The 15,910-nt window shown below is 52.3% G+C and carries 10 protein-coding genes, 2 rRNA genes and 1 pseudogene; 10 read left to right on the forward strand and 3 right to left on the reverse strand.

Annotated features, from left to right (window positions below):
• The 5 genes and pseudogenes from PSES9_RS0122475 to PSES9_RS24175 all read left to right on the forward strand — a co-directional run.
• A 23S ribosomal RNA gene (locus tag PSES9_RS0122475) occupies positions 1-521 on the forward strand; the annotation flags it as partial.
• A gap of 126 nt (positions 522-647) precedes the next feature.
• Positions 648-763: ribosomal RNA gene (gene rrf, locus PSES9_RS0122480) — 5S ribosomal RNA — on the forward strand.
• A 249-nt stretch (positions 764-1,012) separates the two neighbouring features.
• Complete coding sequence (locus PSES9_RS0122485) at positions 1,013-1,675, forward strand: paraquat-inducible protein A (protein WP_010490811.1); 663 nt, start codon at positions 1,013-1,015, stop codon at positions 1,673-1,675.
• Positions 1,662-2,285, forward strand: coding sequence for a paraquat-inducible protein A (locus tag PSES9_RS0122490; RefSeq protein ID WP_010490813.1), 624 nt, complete (start codon positions 1,662-1,664; stop codon positions 2,283-2,285). Before PSES9_RS0122485 ends, PSES9_RS0122490 begins: the two co-directional genes overlap by 14 nt.
• Positions 2,278-4,585 (forward strand): annotated as a pseudogene (locus PSES9_RS24175) (MlaD family protein). Before PSES9_RS0122490 ends, PSES9_RS24175 begins: the two are co-directional and overlap by 8 nt.
• Before the next feature lie 58 nt (positions 4,586-4,643).
• Here the strand turns inward: PSES9_RS24175 and mksF are convergent.
• The 3 genes from mksF to mksB are packed head-to-tail and all read right to left on the reverse strand — an operon-like array spanning position 4,644 to position 9,441.
• Entirely contained in the window at positions 4,644-7,478 is a 2,835-nt protein-coding gene (mksF, locus tag PSES9_RS0122500; protein ID WP_010490816.1) for an Mks condensin complex protein MksF, read from the reverse strand.
• Positions 7,475-8,176 carry an Mks condensin complex protein MksE gene (mksE, locus tag PSES9_RS0122505; RefSeq protein WP_010490818.1) on the reverse strand — a complete coding sequence of 234 codons (702 nt, stop codon included), beginning with the start codon at positions 8,174-8,176 and terminating at the stop codon, positions 7,475-7,477. Before mksE ends, mksF begins: the two co-directional genes overlap by 4 nt.
• On the reverse strand, positions 8,173-9,441 hold the full coding sequence (gene mksB, locus PSES9_RS0122510) for an Mks condensin complex protein MksB (RefSeq protein ID WP_010490820.1): 1,269 nt from the start codon (positions 9,439-9,441) through the stop codon (positions 8,173-8,175). The genes mksE and mksB overlap by 4 nt, the downstream gene beginning before the upstream one ends.
• Before the next feature lie 284 nt (positions 9,442-9,725).
• Between mksB and PSES9_RS24180 the strand changes: the two genes are divergently transcribed.
• The 5 genes from PSES9_RS24180 (at position 9,726) to PSES9_RS0122540 (ending at position 15,532) form a co-directional block, all read left to right on the forward strand.
• Positions 9,726-10,376, forward strand: a complete 651-nt coding sequence (locus PSES9_RS24180; RefSeq protein WP_010490823.1) for a hypothetical protein — start codon at positions 9,726-9,728, stop codon at positions 10,374-10,376.
• A gap of 132 nt (positions 10,377-10,508) precedes the next feature.
• Complete coding sequence (locus tag PSES9_RS0122525; RefSeq protein ID WP_029529733.1) at positions 10,509-11,552, forward strand: DUF6160 family protein; 1,044 nt, start codon at positions 10,509-10,511, stop codon at positions 11,550-11,552.
• 2 nt (positions 11,553-11,554) lie between these two features.
• Positions 11,555-12,601, forward strand: coding sequence for a hypothetical protein (locus PSES9_RS0122530; RefSeq protein ID WP_010490827.1), 1,047 nt, complete (start codon positions 11,555-11,557; stop codon positions 12,599-12,601).
• Positions 12,591-13,196 carry a hypothetical protein gene (locus tag PSES9_RS0122535; protein ID WP_010490829.1) on the forward strand — a complete coding sequence of 202 codons (606 nt, stop codon included), beginning with the start codon at positions 12,591-12,593 and terminating at the stop codon, positions 13,194-13,196. The genes PSES9_RS0122530 and PSES9_RS0122535 overlap by 11 nt, the downstream gene beginning before the upstream one ends.
• A gap of 11 nt (positions 13,197-13,207) precedes the next feature.
• The gene (locus PSES9_RS0122540; protein ID WP_029529734.1) at positions 13,208-15,532 is read left to right on the forward strand and encodes a DUF6160 family protein; all 2,325 of its coding nucleotides are present in this window, start codon (positions 13,208-13,210) and stop codon (positions 15,530-15,532) included.
• Positions 15,533-15,910 lie beyond the last annotated feature (378 nt).

A 15,910-nucleotide genomic window follows, 5' to 3' on the forward strand; every position in this document is an offset into this window, starting at 1 on the left:
TCTTAGTGATCCGGTGGTTCTGTATGGAAGGGCCATCGCTCAACGGATAAAAGGTACTCCGGGGATAACAGGCTGATACCGCCCAAGAGTTCATATCGACGGCGGGGTTTTGCACCTCGATGTCGGCTCATCACATCCTGGGGCTGAAGCCGGTCCCAAGGGTATGGCTGTTCGCCATTTAAAGTGGTACGCGAGCTGGGTTTAGAACGTCGTGAGACAGTTCGGTCCCTATCTGCCGTGGACGTTTGAGATTTGAGAGGGGCTGCTCCTAGTACGAGAGGACCGGAGTGGACGAACCTCTGGTGTTCCGGTTGTCACGCCAGTGGCATTGCCGGGTAGCTATGTTCGGAAAAGATAACCGCTGAAAGCATCTAAGCGGGAAACTTGCCTTAAGATGAGATCTCACTGGAACCTTGAGTTCCCTAAAGGGCCGTCGAAGACTACGACGTTGATAGGTGGGGTGTGTAAGCGCTGTGAGGCGTTGAGCTAACCCATACTAATTGCCCGTGAGGCTTGACCATATAACACCCAAACAATTTGCTGTTTGAGTGTCATAACAGAAGTTGATAGAACCGAAAGTTTGCAACACTACAAACATCACATACCCGATTCGAAGCAGCGTCCAAGACGAGGCTTCAAACAAATTGCTTGACGACCATAGAGCATTGGAACCACCTGATCCCATCCCGAACTCAGTAGTGAAACGATGCATCGCCGATGGTAGTGTGGGGTTTCCCCATGTGAGAGTAGGTCATCGTCAAGCGCCTATACCGAAACCCCAGATCATGTAAATGGTCTGGGGTTTCTCTTTGCCCTAAACAAAAGCACGACTGCACACCACTGCATGCCATGGCCGCGCAGCCCGTCGCTAGCAGCCAGTAAGGATGGCGGGATAGGGTAGGCTTAGTCTGATCACACTTTTTGAAAGAGTCTGGCTTGCCAGCCAGCAATTGTTTTTCATCAGAGTGATAACTCCTCGTTTACACTAGGTTCACTTTGTGAAGGGAAATCTATGCCGGAGCCGATTGAAGCAACATCGCTGACAGAACATTCCATTGAGCAGCTTATAGCCTGCCATGAATGCGACCTGCTGATGCGAAATCAATCAATTGAGGACGGTGAGAGAGTCGAGTGTCCGCGCTGTGGCTACGAGCTCTATAGCCATAGACACCAAGTTATACGACGTAGCCTGGCATTGGTTTTGGCTGCTCTGCTGCTGTATGTACCTGCGAACTTTCTACCTATCATCGAACTCAATCTACTTGGGCAACAGACCCAGGACACAGTGTGGTCGGGGGTACTTGGCTTGTATAACAGCGGCATGCAGTCGGTTGCTGTCGTTGTGTTTTTAAGCAGTATGGTGATTCCGTTACTCAAGTTATTGATTCAACTGTTCGTCTTGCTCAGCATTCGTTTCGATTTTGGCCGTAGTTATGGTCTATTGCTGTACCGCATGTACCACCATATGCGTGAGTGGGGCATGCTTGAGGTGTACCTGATGGGCATCCTCGTCGCTGTAGTCAAGTTGGTTGACGTTGCTGACCTCAGTTTTGGCATGGGTCTGTTGTGCTTTATCGGCCTGTTGCTGCTACAGGTGTGGCTGGAGGTCACCATGTCTCCCCATCAGATATGGCAAGGGTTATCAGGTGAGGAGCGCGCCAGTGAGAGCAATTGATGCTGGGTTGCTGGTCTGTGATGAATGCCATCAGTTGAGCCCGATTGATACAGAAGTGGAGAAGCAGTTCTGCCCACGCTGCGGGGGAAGGGTGCATGCGCGTCGGCCAAATAGCCTGTTACAGACCTGGGCGCTGCTGATTACCTCGGCGATCCTGTATATCCCGGCAAATATGCTGCCGATCATGCAGGTTAGCTCCTTGGGGAAAGGCCAGGCCGATACCATAATGTCTGGCGTGATCGAGCTGGTTAACTATGGGATGTACCCTATTGCAGCTGTGGTGTTCATTGCCAGTATTTTGGTGCCTACGTTCAAGCTGGTAGGTATTGGTTTGCTGCTTTACTCCGTACAACGCCGCCAACCCATGTCGGCACGCCAACGCATGTGGATGTATCGTTTTATCGAGTGGATTGGCCGCTGGTCAATGCTCGACATTTTTGTAATCGCAATTTTAGTAACTGTGGTCAAGTTTGGCGCATTAGCCAGCATTGAGCCGGGCTGGGGTGCTGTTGCATTCGCCAGTGTGGTTATCCTGACCATGCTTGCGGCTTTAACCTTTGATCCACGCTTGATTTGGGACAATACGGATACGGATGAAAACGATGAATGATCTGCCCCTGGCTAAAAAAAAAACCGGCCTCTAATTGGTCGGCTATCTGGATCTTGCCCATCATCGCGTTGTTGATTGGTGGCTGGCTGGCCTGGAAGGCATACGATCAAGCGGGCATCATGATTGAGGTCAGGTTTGCAAGCGGTGGGGGGATTGAGGCTGGCAAGACGGAAGTTATCTATAAAGGGATTTCAGTCGGTAAGGTTAAGGCGGTAAATCTCGACAGCGAAGGCAAGGCTGATGATGTTGTCGCCACCATCGAGATGAGTAAAGAGGCCAAGGGGCACTTACTCACTGGCACACGTTTCTGGTTGGTCAAGCCCAGTGTGTCTCTGGCCGGTGTGACAGGTTTGGAAACCCTGGTTTCAGGTAATTACATTGCCGTGAGTCCGGGCAAGGGCGAGCCTACCCTGAAATTTAAAGCGCTAGATGAGGCCCCGCCGTTGTCCAATGATACGCCCGGGCTGCATCTGACGCTCAAGGCTGATCGCCTGGGGTCGATCGATAAGGACAGCCCGATTTTCTACCGCCAACTCAAGGTGGGTCGGGTCAAGGACTATGTGCTGGATGATGATCGCCAGACGATTCGTATCCACATATTCATTGAGCCTGAGTATGCCAACCTGGTGCGTAAACATACCCGTTTCTGGAACGCCAGCGGTATCACGGTCGATGCTGGGCTATCGGGTTTCAAGGTACGCACTGAATCGCTCGCCAGCATTGTTGCCGGAGGGATTGCCTTTGGTACGCCTGAGACGCGCAAGGATAGCCCGCCAACAGATCCGTCCCAGCCATTTCGCTTGTATGACAGCTTTGACTCGGCGCAAGCAGGTCTCAAGGTTGTCGTGAAGCTCCCTGATTTCGAAGGCCTCGAAGAAAACCATACGCCAGTCATGTACAAGGGAATCCAGGTCGGCATGCTTAAGAAGCTCAAGGTAGATGATGATCTACAAGGGGCTACCGCAGAGCTGACCCTGGACCCCTTGACCGAGCACTACCTGGTTGAGGGTACTCAGTTCTGGGTCGTTAAACCTTCGATCTCCCTGGCTGGTATTACCGGCATTGAAGCACTGGTTAAAGGGAACTACATTGCCGTTCGTCCAGGCAAAAAGGGTGCAGCGCCTGCGCGCGAGTTTGAGGCGCGTAGTAAGGCTCCACCACTTGATTTGGGCGCTCCTGGCCTGCACCTGGTTATGCGCAGTGAAAACCTTGGTTCACTTGAGGTGGGCAGCCCCATTTTGTATCACCAGATTAAAGTGGGCACGGTTCAGAGCTATCAACTGGCACGTAATAATAAAGAAGTGCTACTGGGGGTCCACATCACGCCCGAGTACGCGCATCTGGTCAACCGCACCAGCTATTTCTGGAACGCCAGCGGCATAACACTCAAGGGCGGCTTGTCGGGGATTGAGGTCAAAAGTGAGTCATTGCAAACGCTGATTGCCGGTGGCATAGCTTTTGAAACTGCAGACCTCAACGGCCCACGCTCCAATAAACGAATACAGATGTTCAACCTGCACAGTGATCGTGATGATGCGGTCAAGGCAGGCACGATGATCAGTATTCGGGTGGATCGTGCTGACGGGCTCAAGCCAGGTGCGCCGATTCGCTACAAGGGTATGGATGTAGGTACTATCGAAAGTCTTGAATTGACCAAAGACTTGCAGGCCGTTCAGCTCAATGCGCGTATTACTCAAGGCGATGCAAGGGTTGCCCGGGCTGGCAGTAAGTTCTGGGTAGTCAAACCGGAGTTGGGTCTGACGCAGGTGGACAATCTCGATACCCTGGTACGTGGCCAGTATGTTGAGGTCTTGCCTGGTAATACCCAGGAAGCCAAGCGCACTCAATTTATTGCCTTGACCGACCCACCGAACTTAGCCGAAAGCGAAGCGGGCTTGCGCCTGGTCTTGAGTGCCTCGCGTCGCGGTTCCTTGAAGACTGGCGTACCTGTTACCTACCGCGAGATCGTGGTTGGAAAAGTGGTCAGTTATGAGTTGGGAGCAACGGCTGATCGTGTTCTTATCCACATTTTGATTGAGCCTCGCTACAAGGCATTGGTTCACACCGGAAGCCGGTTCTGGAATACATCGGGTATAGGTGTCGATGCAGGGCTGTTCAAAGGCGTGAAGCTACGAACCGAATCGCTGGAGACGGTATTGGCTGGTGGCGTATCCTTCGCGACTCCAGACAACGCCGATATGGGCAAACAGGCAATCCCCGGCCAAACCTTTGCGCTGTTTGATGACCCAGAGGATGATTGGCTGCACTGGGCGCCAAAAATCCAGCTACCCAAGAAGTAGTCGCTGAAACAACAAGGGCCGCATATGCGGCCCTTGTTGTTTATACGAGCATTGGGCTTTAGCTTAGGGCTTCCTCGGCAGGTACTGGTTTTGCCTCCTGCGCTGTCTTTTCCCGTGGCTTGATGAACTTCCAGTCCGCCTCATCGATATAGATGCCGTTCGGGCCACTGCCGCCTTCGAGGTCAATCGCGACGTGTGCTGAAACCTGTGGTTTAACAGACGCAAGAATTGGCACGAAGCCCAACTGTAGGCTGGTTTCTATCAGGGCTTGCTGGTTGCGTTCGTCGATGTCTGCCGCCTCATCAAGGTAGTAAGGCAAGCGTACCCGGCCAGCCTGTTCGCGATCCATCAAGTGCAACAACAAGTACATGTTGGTCAGCGCCTTGATGGTCATGGTCGTACCGTTGGACGCCGCGCCGTCGATATCGGTATGTATCACTGGCTGGCCATGAACCTTGGTGATCTCAAATGACAGCTCGAACAGCTCTTTCAAGCCCAGTTGGTTGTGATTGGCTGCAACGAGGCGCGCCAGGTACTCTTTGGCTTCTTCGTTCTTGGCGTCTTGATCGGCTGATTGCGACAGGTCGAATACGGATAGGGTTTCGCCCTCCTCATATTGACCGGCACTGTGGATGATCTGGTCAATATGCTTGAGCGCTTCCTTGTTCGGCGCCAGGACAATGCGGAAACTTTCGAGGTTCGAGACCTGCCGCTTGTTGATCTCGCGGTTAAACAGGGCCAGTTGGTGTTCTAAATTGTCGTAGTCACTGCGGATGTTGCGCAGGGTACGGGCAATGTCTGTCACCGCTGCACGGCGCGCCTTTGCCAGGGTCAGAGCCTCATCCTGGCGGTGCGCATAGGCATTGACCAGCAAGTGCAGGCGACGCTCGACATCATCCTCGCTGTCGAACTTGGCTACGCCCTTCAAGCGTACCTGTGCATACAGAGCCTCGACTTGGCCATCGATACGCTGCAAGCCCTGCCAGGCATCTTGATAGTCATTGAGCAGCGGTAGCAAGTTATCCAGCGAGTCATCCACCGGGTCGGTGAACGGGGTGCCGAAGGGCAGGTCGGACGGCAATAGCTGGCGGCGGCGCAGAGCATCTTCGAGCGTACGCTCCTTGGCCTCAAGGTCGGCTAGCTGGCGGCCAACCAGTTGCAGCTTGGCAGAGAGTTGCTGGACGCGTTCGGTGAAGGCATCACTGGAACGTTTCAATTCATCCTGAGCGGCTTCATGCTCTGCGAGCTGCTCTAGCTTGCCTGGCTTTTCTGCTGCCAAGGTCTCGCTGCGACGGAAGTCTTCGAGCGCCTTTTGTGCGTCGAGGACATTCTTATACAGCTGCTCGGCCTGGGACTTGCTCGCAGCGCGGTCTGCTGCGACGGCTTGTTGAGTCTTCAGCTGTTTGTATTCGCGGTCGAGACGGTCTTTTTGATCGCGCAACGCTGCCCGGTCAGCTAGCGCTTGCAGAGCGGGTGGCTCGATGTGGGAAAGGTTGATGGACAATCCCGGGACTTCAAATTGCTCGCCCTTGAAGCCATCGAGGATTGCTTCAAGGGATTTGACCCAGGCTTCACCGTCCTCGACCTGAATGCCTTTTTCGCCCAGAGGCAAGCTAAAGAGCTGGCCATTGAACAGGCGCATCAAGCGATCTACATCTTGCTGCGAAAACTCCTCGCGCAAACGCGAGTAGCTGTTGTTATCGGCATGCTCAAGCTGTTGCTTGACTGACTTGAGGCGCTTATCGAGGTCACGTAGGCGCTCATCAAGGTCTTCGCTGGAGAACTGTCGAGATTGCGCCAGCGCACCGGCGAGTTCGTCATGGGCATCCTTGGCAGCCAGGAGTTGTTGCTCCAGTTGCTGCACGTTGTCGACCAGGGCAAAGCGGTGCGTCAGCACATCGAGCTCGCCAAGCCAGCGTTGAATTTCGCTGATCTCACGTTCGAGGCGCATCAACTCCTGGGTGCTGCTGCGCTGTTCATTTTGTAAGCCATCTTGCTCGTTGCGATAGTGCTCGGCCTGAATGACCAGCTCCTCGCGGCGCGCCCCTGCGTAATCCTGCCAGGTGCCAAGCAAGCTATCGAGCAACGGCGATAGGCGATGCAACTTGCCGCGCAATAGTTCGCGTTGTGCTACACCCGCAGACAACGCTTCGATCAGAGGCCCGGCAGTCACCAGTGCCTGGTAATCCTGCTCCATGCGGCGTACATCGCGGAACGCCTCTTCAGTAGCAGCAATATAGTCAACACTGCCTGAGCGCAAGCTATGCTCGAAAGCATCAAGAAAAAGCTGCTTGAGCTTGGCTGCGGTGATTTCACGCATGTGCAGCAGGTTGATGAACAGCGCACGAAAGGTTTTCAGGCTCTGCTCACTGGTCGAGCGCAGCGGGATAATCGTCAGGTCCAGCGGAATCGAGGTATGCCCGCCAACCAGCAGGCGCCGCAATTCATCGGGCTTGAGTTCGTAGGCCTTCATGTCTTCGCGTTCGAGGTTGTTGAACAGTTCGCGTTGCCGTAAACAGGTGCCATTTTTCTGATAGTGGTCAAGATTCAACTCGCCAGCGTAGGCAAAGAACTGATGACCAAAACCGCCGCCTGGACCGCGCCCGGCAACACCTATCACATGGGTGCCATGAGGTAATGAAACCTCGACCAGGATATAGCTGGTGTCGGTGGCAAAATAGAACTTGCGCGATTGCTCCAGGCTGTATTTGCCAAAGCTCATGTCTGACATGCGTGCGAGTATCGGGAATTGCAGGGCGTTAATCGATGCACTTTTTCCCAAGTTGTTGGCGCCATAGACCGATAGCGGATTTTCCAGTGGGAAAATCCCCAGGCTGTAGCCGGCAGTGTTCAACAAGGCAAAACGGCGAATGCCGTAGCGTTCCTGGCTCATGCATCAACCTCCTGGTTTGCGCGTTCTGCGGCGATGGCTTCAGCTATGGCCTGTTCTTCGGATAATTCATCAACTTTTACTGCAGCTTCGTCGAGACGAATGATGTCTTCCTCTTCATCATCGACCAGCACAGGTGTTGGCAGCGGCAGATTGCTGTGCAGGCTGGCCGCGAGATCACGGTCTTGCTGGACCGACAGGCACACATCGAGGAACCGGTGCATAGGCGCCAGAAAACGATAGATACCGTTGTCTTCGCTGGCAAAACCCAGTTGGCAAAGACGACGCATAACCTTTTCTTCGAGCTCGTCCTGGGTTGTCACTTCGGCCTGGACAAACAGGTCGCGGTATTTTTCCAGTAACGCAGGCAACTCGTCGCGGCCCAGGCTGCCACCGTCAAGCACCGCCAGCGGATCGCGCCCCTGGTCGGCCAGGTGCTCAACCAGGATAAAAGTGAACAGAGCGAGACGCTGTGCCGTTTTGTTGACCTGTGCGCCAATTTGCTCAGGTACAAAGTAATAGAAGCCGCGAGGGTCGCAGGTCAGTTCAAAACCAAGCGCCTTGAACAGCGCGCGATATTGGTCTTGTTGGTTCGATAGCTGCGTATACAGCTCCGGGTCACGGCGACTGACGTGGTAGCCCTTGAACAGTTCACGGAATATAGGGGCCAAGTGGCTCAGTTCGGAAAGGTCGATATTCATACGCTGCTCTTTTCGGCTTTGCTGGACGCCGGATTACTTTTAATCAGGGCGAATGAGCTCAGGTTGACCTGATGCTCGGCGGTAAGGTATTCGCGCCGCTCAAGGCGGTCACGCTGGAAGCGTGAGTCACGCGATAATCGAGAGAACCAGTACAGCAACTCATCGGTTGCTCCATTGGGCTCCTGCTCAAGTAGCCAAGCCATCAGGTCAGGCAGCGGTAGCGCTTGTTCGCATCGCTCAAGCATTTCCCGCGCGGTGCGCGGTGCACGAGGAGCCTGGCCTTTGCGGCTGCTGCTGGCTTTGGGGAAATGGGCAGGCTTGGGTTCGAAGCGGGCCAGGGCGTAGACATAAGCCTCGACCTGCGAAGCACTTCCAAGAAAGGTGCTTTGCGGGCGACTGAACATGGGCATTGACGCCTGCGGCACTGCATCGAGCCCTTTGCGACGAATGGCTGAAAGCGCCAGGGCCGCGCCACGTGTCACGGCGTTATGCCTGCGTGCTTCTTCACGCAGCGGCAGTAATAGCTCGCGTGCACGGCGCAAGGTCAGTTGCGCGGTGGTCTGCATCTCGAGAATACGTGCATGGGTTCGCAGCAGCAGGTCATCGTCGACCAACTGGCCGAGACGCTGCTGCTCGCTCAACAGGCGCAGCAGTACATGCTCAACACGGTAGACGCCTTGCTCGAAGGCACCATCGGCGGCAACCAGCTGGATCATTGGCTCGACGTATTCGTCCCAAGTCGCCAGTACTTCAGCATAGCGTTGGCGCAGGGGGATTTGCCGGTCGCTGGTTTTGGCACGGTCAGCGACAGCGACCAACGCTTGTTCATCGTTGAGAAGTTTTTTCAGTACATCGCGTACGCGCATGTCGAGCAAGCGCAGCTGCCGCGCAAGGTCATGAGCATCACGGACTTCAAATGCATCCTTTATATAACCGGCCAAGCGCTCAAGGTGGCGCAGGTAGGCCTCGATTTCCAGGCATAGGCCAAGGCGATGTTCACGGCGCAGGTAGGCCAGGAAGTCATGAATCTGCGCATTCAACTCGAAGCGGTTGGGACTTTTGGCCACCGGCACCAATATGTCCAGGCGAATCCACTGATCGAGCAGCATGGTGATATCGACTGGCGTGCTCTCCGGCAACTGTACTGAAAGCTGGCTGCGCAGTTCGGTCAGGCTCAAGGTCCCGGAGTCAAAGTGCTCGCAAAGCGGCTCAAGTAACGTCCAGTGTTCGGCGAGGGCACGCAATACGCGCTTGGGGTCAATCATTGAGAGGCCAATCACTCAATTGAAAAACGCCAATTGTACTGCATCGTTGGAAAAACGCTTGAGTTACAACCGATCAGAGGTCGTTTCTCTGTACTGCAGCACGGGATGAGTACCAGTAATGGTGACTCATCAAGTCACGGAAGTGACAGATTGCGGCAGTATGCGACTGCTGGAACAGCAAGACTGGCTAAAAGATGTGGGCTACTTCGCATTTGAATGCCAGATTGCGCTGGCATTGAATTTGCGATGAAGGTGGAACCCCCCCACGCTTTTTGGTACCTGTCATGTCTGCCACTACGGCTGTTTTGATTGAAGATTACTGGGCCGGATTGGAGCAGCAGAACCACCTTGATTGGGATCTGCATGCAATCACCAATCGACGCGAGGCAATTGCCTTCTTGCAACGGTTCGAAAACCGTCTGTGCGTCTACTCGCCCTACATAGAAAAGCTGTATAGCAACTACAGTTTCGTGGTCCCGCAGAGCAATCACGGCAGTATTACCATTCTGCCGGACGAGCAGGCTTGGCATGATACCTTTCAGGACATTCCCTGCGCGGCTGTTGGAGCCACAGGGGTATACATCATCCCTGGCGAAACCATGGGGCACTCCGGATTGTACCTAAAGATTCCGAGTGGAAATCGACTGGTGGGCTCCAAAGAGTTGCCTTTTCATGATGGACTGAGGCTCCTTATTCGGCGTTATAAGACACTGGGTGAAATATTCCTGCCGGTACTGGTAAAAGGGGATCTACGCGAGTACGAGGCGCGAATGCCATCACTTCACTTGCACCGGATAAAACTCAACTGCCTGGCACATTGCTCGCAACTGAGTATTGATGCCTTAACTCGTGCAATTACAGCCCATGTTTTAGCGCTATTCCAGCAATATGGACAGCGTTCTACGGATGTGGTGATGAGTAACAGTTCGCATTAATTCGGTCCGTAAATAACCGATTCGACTTTTAACCCTCGACTATTGGTTGGGGGCGATTTGTGCCAGTGGTTCCTATATTTATTACAGGCGAAAGGCATTTGCTTTCGTCAGAAGTAAGTACATGGAGGCATTATGAATTCGGTTTCTCGATTCTTAAAAAGTATTTTGATATTACTTTGCACTGGAGTTGCCAGTACAAGTGCCAGTGCAAAAATGATCGAGATGGCCGATAAAGAATTGTCGGATGTATCTGGTCAAGCGTTTATTAACCTGACGACAGATCAAAATGCAGGTATTGACTACACCCGTATTAATCTAGGGTTGAAGGTTGAAACACAATTAAATATCAAGCAGCTCGAACTGGGTAAATACCCTCGCGCGGGGGAGCCCGTCGATAGTGCTGATATTCTGATCAATAACTTTGCGCTGGGTACTGTTAACGCCGATGATACGGTTAATCCGTTTCAAATAACCAACCCCTACTTGGAGCTGGCATATGATGGCAATAAGGTCGTCGGTGTCAGGGTCGGTTTTGATGAAGCCAAAGGTTATCTTTCAGGGGATATTAAGAGCCTGACTGGCAACATCCCGATCAAGATCGAAGGTACGGCATCGCCTATATTTGACGCAGCGAATACCTTTGAAGACGTTCTCCTGACCCTTGCAGGCGTCACCAGGCGTACGAGGCTGCAGGCGGATGCTGGCTTGGTCACCCAAGGCGGTGATTCCGATCTGATTCGCGCCACTTATTCAGGGCTTGAAAATGGTCAGCGCCTGAGCTGCAGTGATTGCAACTTAACAGGCTTCACCGATGCATTACTCAGCTTGTTTTCATCCAATGGTTGTGAGGTCCTTTCGCTGCCAACCTGCTTCCCGCTTGGCAATTTCCAATCGTTACCCGTTGGCAACTTGAATTTAGCTGACAATCCAAATACTGCTGCAATAGAGGGTGCTGCTCGTGGATTCTTCCTGTCCTTGCAGACCCAGGATGTTGCCTGGCGTGACAAGGACAGCAATGCGTTTCGCAATGTACTTGCCGGCGCCTTTTTAAACATTCCCAATTATCGCGATGAAAATGGCAACCTCGTGGCACCTATCAAGCTCAATTTTGAACAAGCCTTTAACGGTATTGCGCGAGAGGATACCTGCCTGGGCTCTGCGACTGTGGGGTGCTAAGCATGAAAGGGTTATATAGCCTGTTGTACGGCGCTTTGATTGTGTTTCCGGTGCAAGCAAAAATGCTGGAAATGAACGATCAACAACTCGCTGGTGTGAACGGCCAGGGCATTGCTTTCTCACTTGAAGGCATACTGCTTGATGCATCTGAATCGAGCATATTTATTAATGATATTACCAATGCGGCGGGTGAAAATATCCCTATCTCGGTTCATGAGTTTTATTTGGCTTCAACCGGCAGTAATAAAGGCAGCAATCTGCAGCCGGTCAACCTCGGGCGCCTTAGCAATCCGTTCAAGCTTCAGTTTGGTAAGGGTGAAGATCTTTTAACTCTCAGAGATGATGGCGTGTGGGTACAAACCACTCCTGATGAAGTCGCTATTCTTGAGTTGAAGTTTCCTGAGCGTTTGACTGGTGTCATGGGGCACCCTTGTATTGCGGGTTTTGCCGCCGCAGGCACTAACTGCTCAAGTCGCCTGGGTGAACGTCTCGATGCTGGTATTCGCTTTGATTTTCAGGTTGCAGCAGGGCGTACCGATATACTCAATATCGATATTGTCGAGTTGATCATGGACGGTAGTTATTTACGGCTTTGGGGCGATGAGGCTCGGGATCAGTTGGTTGGCGAAGCGCGTATAAATATTTTCGCAAAACGTATAGATTTGATGTCTTGCATTCCCGGTTCTTTAAACTGCGCGAGTGACCAAGAACAAGCAGACAGGACCTTAAGCCTAAGCGATACCTATTTCAATATTGCTTTGGGTTACGGTAAGAGCCAGCCGTTATTATTTGATGTAACCAGTGATGGTCAGTTTGTAATTGAACTCCCCAATCCCGTCAGTCGAGCGGCTAATGGCTCTGCACGTTCTGCAGCGGAACGAAATGCAATTGCCAATGACTTCTATACCAATGCACCTGAAACAAACATTGTTATTGGTAACTTACGCTCAGGCAACAACGGTACAGTTTCCGGCGGCTATAACTACGGCCGCAATTCAATAGAAGGTCTGAGCATCAACTATCTGAAGGCGACTAGCCGTGATTTATAAAGCGCTTGTTATTGTTCCACTGGTCTTTGCTACGGCCCTGCATGCAGAGATGCAGGCACTTGATGATGCTACCTTGAGCCAATTCAATGGGCGGGGAGGCGTGTATTTGTCTGGTGAGTTGAGCATTAACAAAGAGGGCGGCGTACTCTGGGATACTCCGACAACCAACAATCCGGCCACTTGGTCCGCAAATCAACGTAGCTGTGCAGCAGTGGGCTCCACAGTTCCCGGTGACTGTGGCTTACGTGTAGCTGTTCGTGCCGAAGAGTCTGGTGGCTGGTATGTGCTGGATAATATTAAGGGTATTTTTAGTTTCGAAGGTTTGACTTTGCGTACGCGCATGATTAATAGCGGTTTTGGAGGCGATGGTGCGGTTTTCAATCAAGATGTATTGGAGTTTGGCTTGCCGAATGAAATTGTATTTAAAGATGCCAATTTCACATTCGGTGTTTCTAATCAAGGTGGTTGGAGAAATAAAGCACTGAGTGTTGCACAAGGTGGTGATCCAAGTTATCAGCAAACGAATATCTTCTCTATCACAATTGATGGCACCACTCGAGTGCAGGGTAATGTTTTAGTTTTTCCTAGCAACTGAGGCTTTAAGCTATGTACCGTTATTCGCTATGTCTCATTGGTTTATTCAGTTCAGTGCTGCAAGCGATGCAAGTGCTTGATGATAACGACCTGTCTGAGATTTCAGGGCAAGACGGTATTAGCTTGCAGGTTACAGGGCCAGGTTGGTCCGCTGGTAGGATTGATCATACGCAAGATGGACAGAGGCTGAGTCTTAAGGAGGTCAGTGCCCGACCGCTATCCAGCAGCAGTGCATCTAATACAGCGATAGACGTTGCGGCTGGACAGCTTCAAGTCGAACATGCGGGACGTGCGACTGAGCTAACTGTCAGTAAGGTTGAGCTCGCTGGCAATCCGAATAGCTTCGGTAGTCTTCGGATGTTCTCAACACTGGGGGCCAGACTAAAGTTACGAGGCGGTGGGGCCAGTGGCGTCCGCGGGTTCTTCGTTGATGACAGCAAGCTTTCACTGACCGATACCACATTTTACTACCGCGATAACGGTTTCGATCTGATTGTCAAAGGTGTCTCGTTTGATACCTATTTGAATAATGCCTATGTGGATATTGTCAGCGGCGGGAATGGCGAGCAGGTAAAACTCGATCTTGGTGACTCTCGTTTTGTTGCCTCTGTTGGTGGGGTTGGTCTTGATCTTGCGTATTCCGATGCGGTTGATGGCGTTGCAGCAACTCCAAGTGCGCCAGATACTCGTGACCCTCAATACGAACGTAGTTTCGGTCAGTTGCGGATGGATCTACGGCTTGGGGGCAGTATCAGTATCTCGGGAGGCGGGGAAAGCGGAGAAGGGTTGCGCCTGACGCCTGATATAACTGTTGCCAACAGCCTGTTTCAATATACCGACGCCGGTGTGTTGCGAGCTGAAAACTATTCGGGTGCGATTGTCAGCCAGTCAGGCCTGACTCTAGACCTTGAGCAAGACACGCAGGGCAATTACGTCAAGTTAGCCTTTCAGGACCTCAATCTCACTGCTGCGCTTGAGGGATTGATTATTGGAAACCCGGCCAGTCAACGTATAGGAAGTGTCGGTTTTGATTTGAAGTTTCAAAATCAAGGTCCGTTCCAAAACTACCTCAAGCTCCGTCCCGGAGGTGATAGCCACTCCGGGAGTGAAGGCATCACGGCAGATATTGGCTGGAGCCTGGTAGATAGCTCGTTATCGCTGACCGACAACAATAACAGCTTGTGGTTTAGCGGCTTGCGCAGCTTCGGTACAGGTCAGGTAACAGTTGATGTGACTAAAAGTTGTGCAACCGGCCTGGGTGTAGGTTGCTACGCCGGGCTTGCTGACCTAGACCCCTCGAGCGGTGGCTTCGATGGGCATTTCGACGGTATCCGGTTCGGGCTTAACAATGTTGTTGGTCATTATAGTCTCGATGGCATACGTGTTGGTCAAGCTGATGCTCCACTCCAAGGGGGAACAGAGTTATTGGTATTGCTTTCGATTTTTCCAGCCTACGACTTCACGCTCAATGGCCATCTTACGATCAAGCCAGGAGGTTATGTTGGTGATGGTTTTGGATTTAATGCCGACTTTTACACCACGGAAGCGAACGCGGCGCTTAATGTAGATGAAAGTAGTCAAGGGTTGTGGCTCAGTGGGGCAGAGTACGAGATGCATTATCGCGATGGTTCCGTTGATGTCAGTAATCAAGGCGTCGAGTTTAGAAAAGGCACTTATTGGTCGAAGCTTGATGTTTCCGACTTGCGCCTGGGTGACAAAGACACCGGAAGAAGTATTGGCAGGATTGTACTTAAGCGTTATGAGCAGGGTTCATCACTTACCTTGAGCTCTGGCGGCGCAGGCGCTTTGTGTGTTGGCGGCTCTGGTACGAATGCCGGCGCCTGCACGGCAAGTGGCGGTCGCTGGGATGACCGTGGCAATGAAGGGTTGAGCGCTAAGCTGAAAAGCATTTTCGTTAGGGACAACTCCGGCAGTCCTGAGGATGCAGTCTCCAATAACCCCAAACGCAACCAGTTTATCCTGGAGAATGGCCGGGTAAATAATGAAAATGGGACGGGAGCTCAGTGGGTTATTGATAATTTTTATACATCGGATGGTGATCCAGCCAATCCAGATCAAAACACTTATGGTTTCAATGTCGACCTCGGCCTGGATGTTGCGCCCTCCAGTGTGTGTATAAAAAACAGTACCGGGTGTACACCAATTACCCCGGATCCACTTGGGTTCGCTGTGAACGCACGGGCACATTTCAAAGAGATAAATATCGAGCGTTTTCAGAATGTGCACCCCACTGGGGGCAGTGTTACCTCGTTCTACGGAGTTAAAGTGCAAAATGCTGATATAGGAGCAAACCTAACCGCGACACCTATCAATTAAGGGGCGGTTTATCAGCGCTTTGATGTGGACTCATGAGCGTTAGCGAGGCATCTGCCAAAGGCTGGTTCGCAGGTTGAGTCCCCGTGTGAAAACAATCAGGGGGCCGTCCTTGCACTGTCATACCTTCGAAATAGCAGCAAGAGCTGCCAGTTCGAGCCACGCGCAGGCGCTTTCAGAAGGGCCTCAGCAATGTGGGGGGTGATGCTTTATCCTGGTTGAAGACAAGGCTCAAGCGCTGTGCATTTTCCACAACCTGCTGTCTGCAAAAAATTGACTAAAACCCTGCCCAAGAATGATCCGTCAGTCGCTTGGCTGCCAGGTGGAACCCCGCTTTCGGGAAGCGGCCATTGGTCTACAGAGCCAATCCAGCGCGATGAA

The sequence above is a fragment of the Pseudomonas sp. S9 genome (assembly GCF_000222125.1).
Classification (GTDB): Bacteria; Pseudomonadota; Gammaproteobacteria; order Pseudomonadales; family Pseudomonadaceae; genus Aquipseudomonas; species Aquipseudomonas segetis.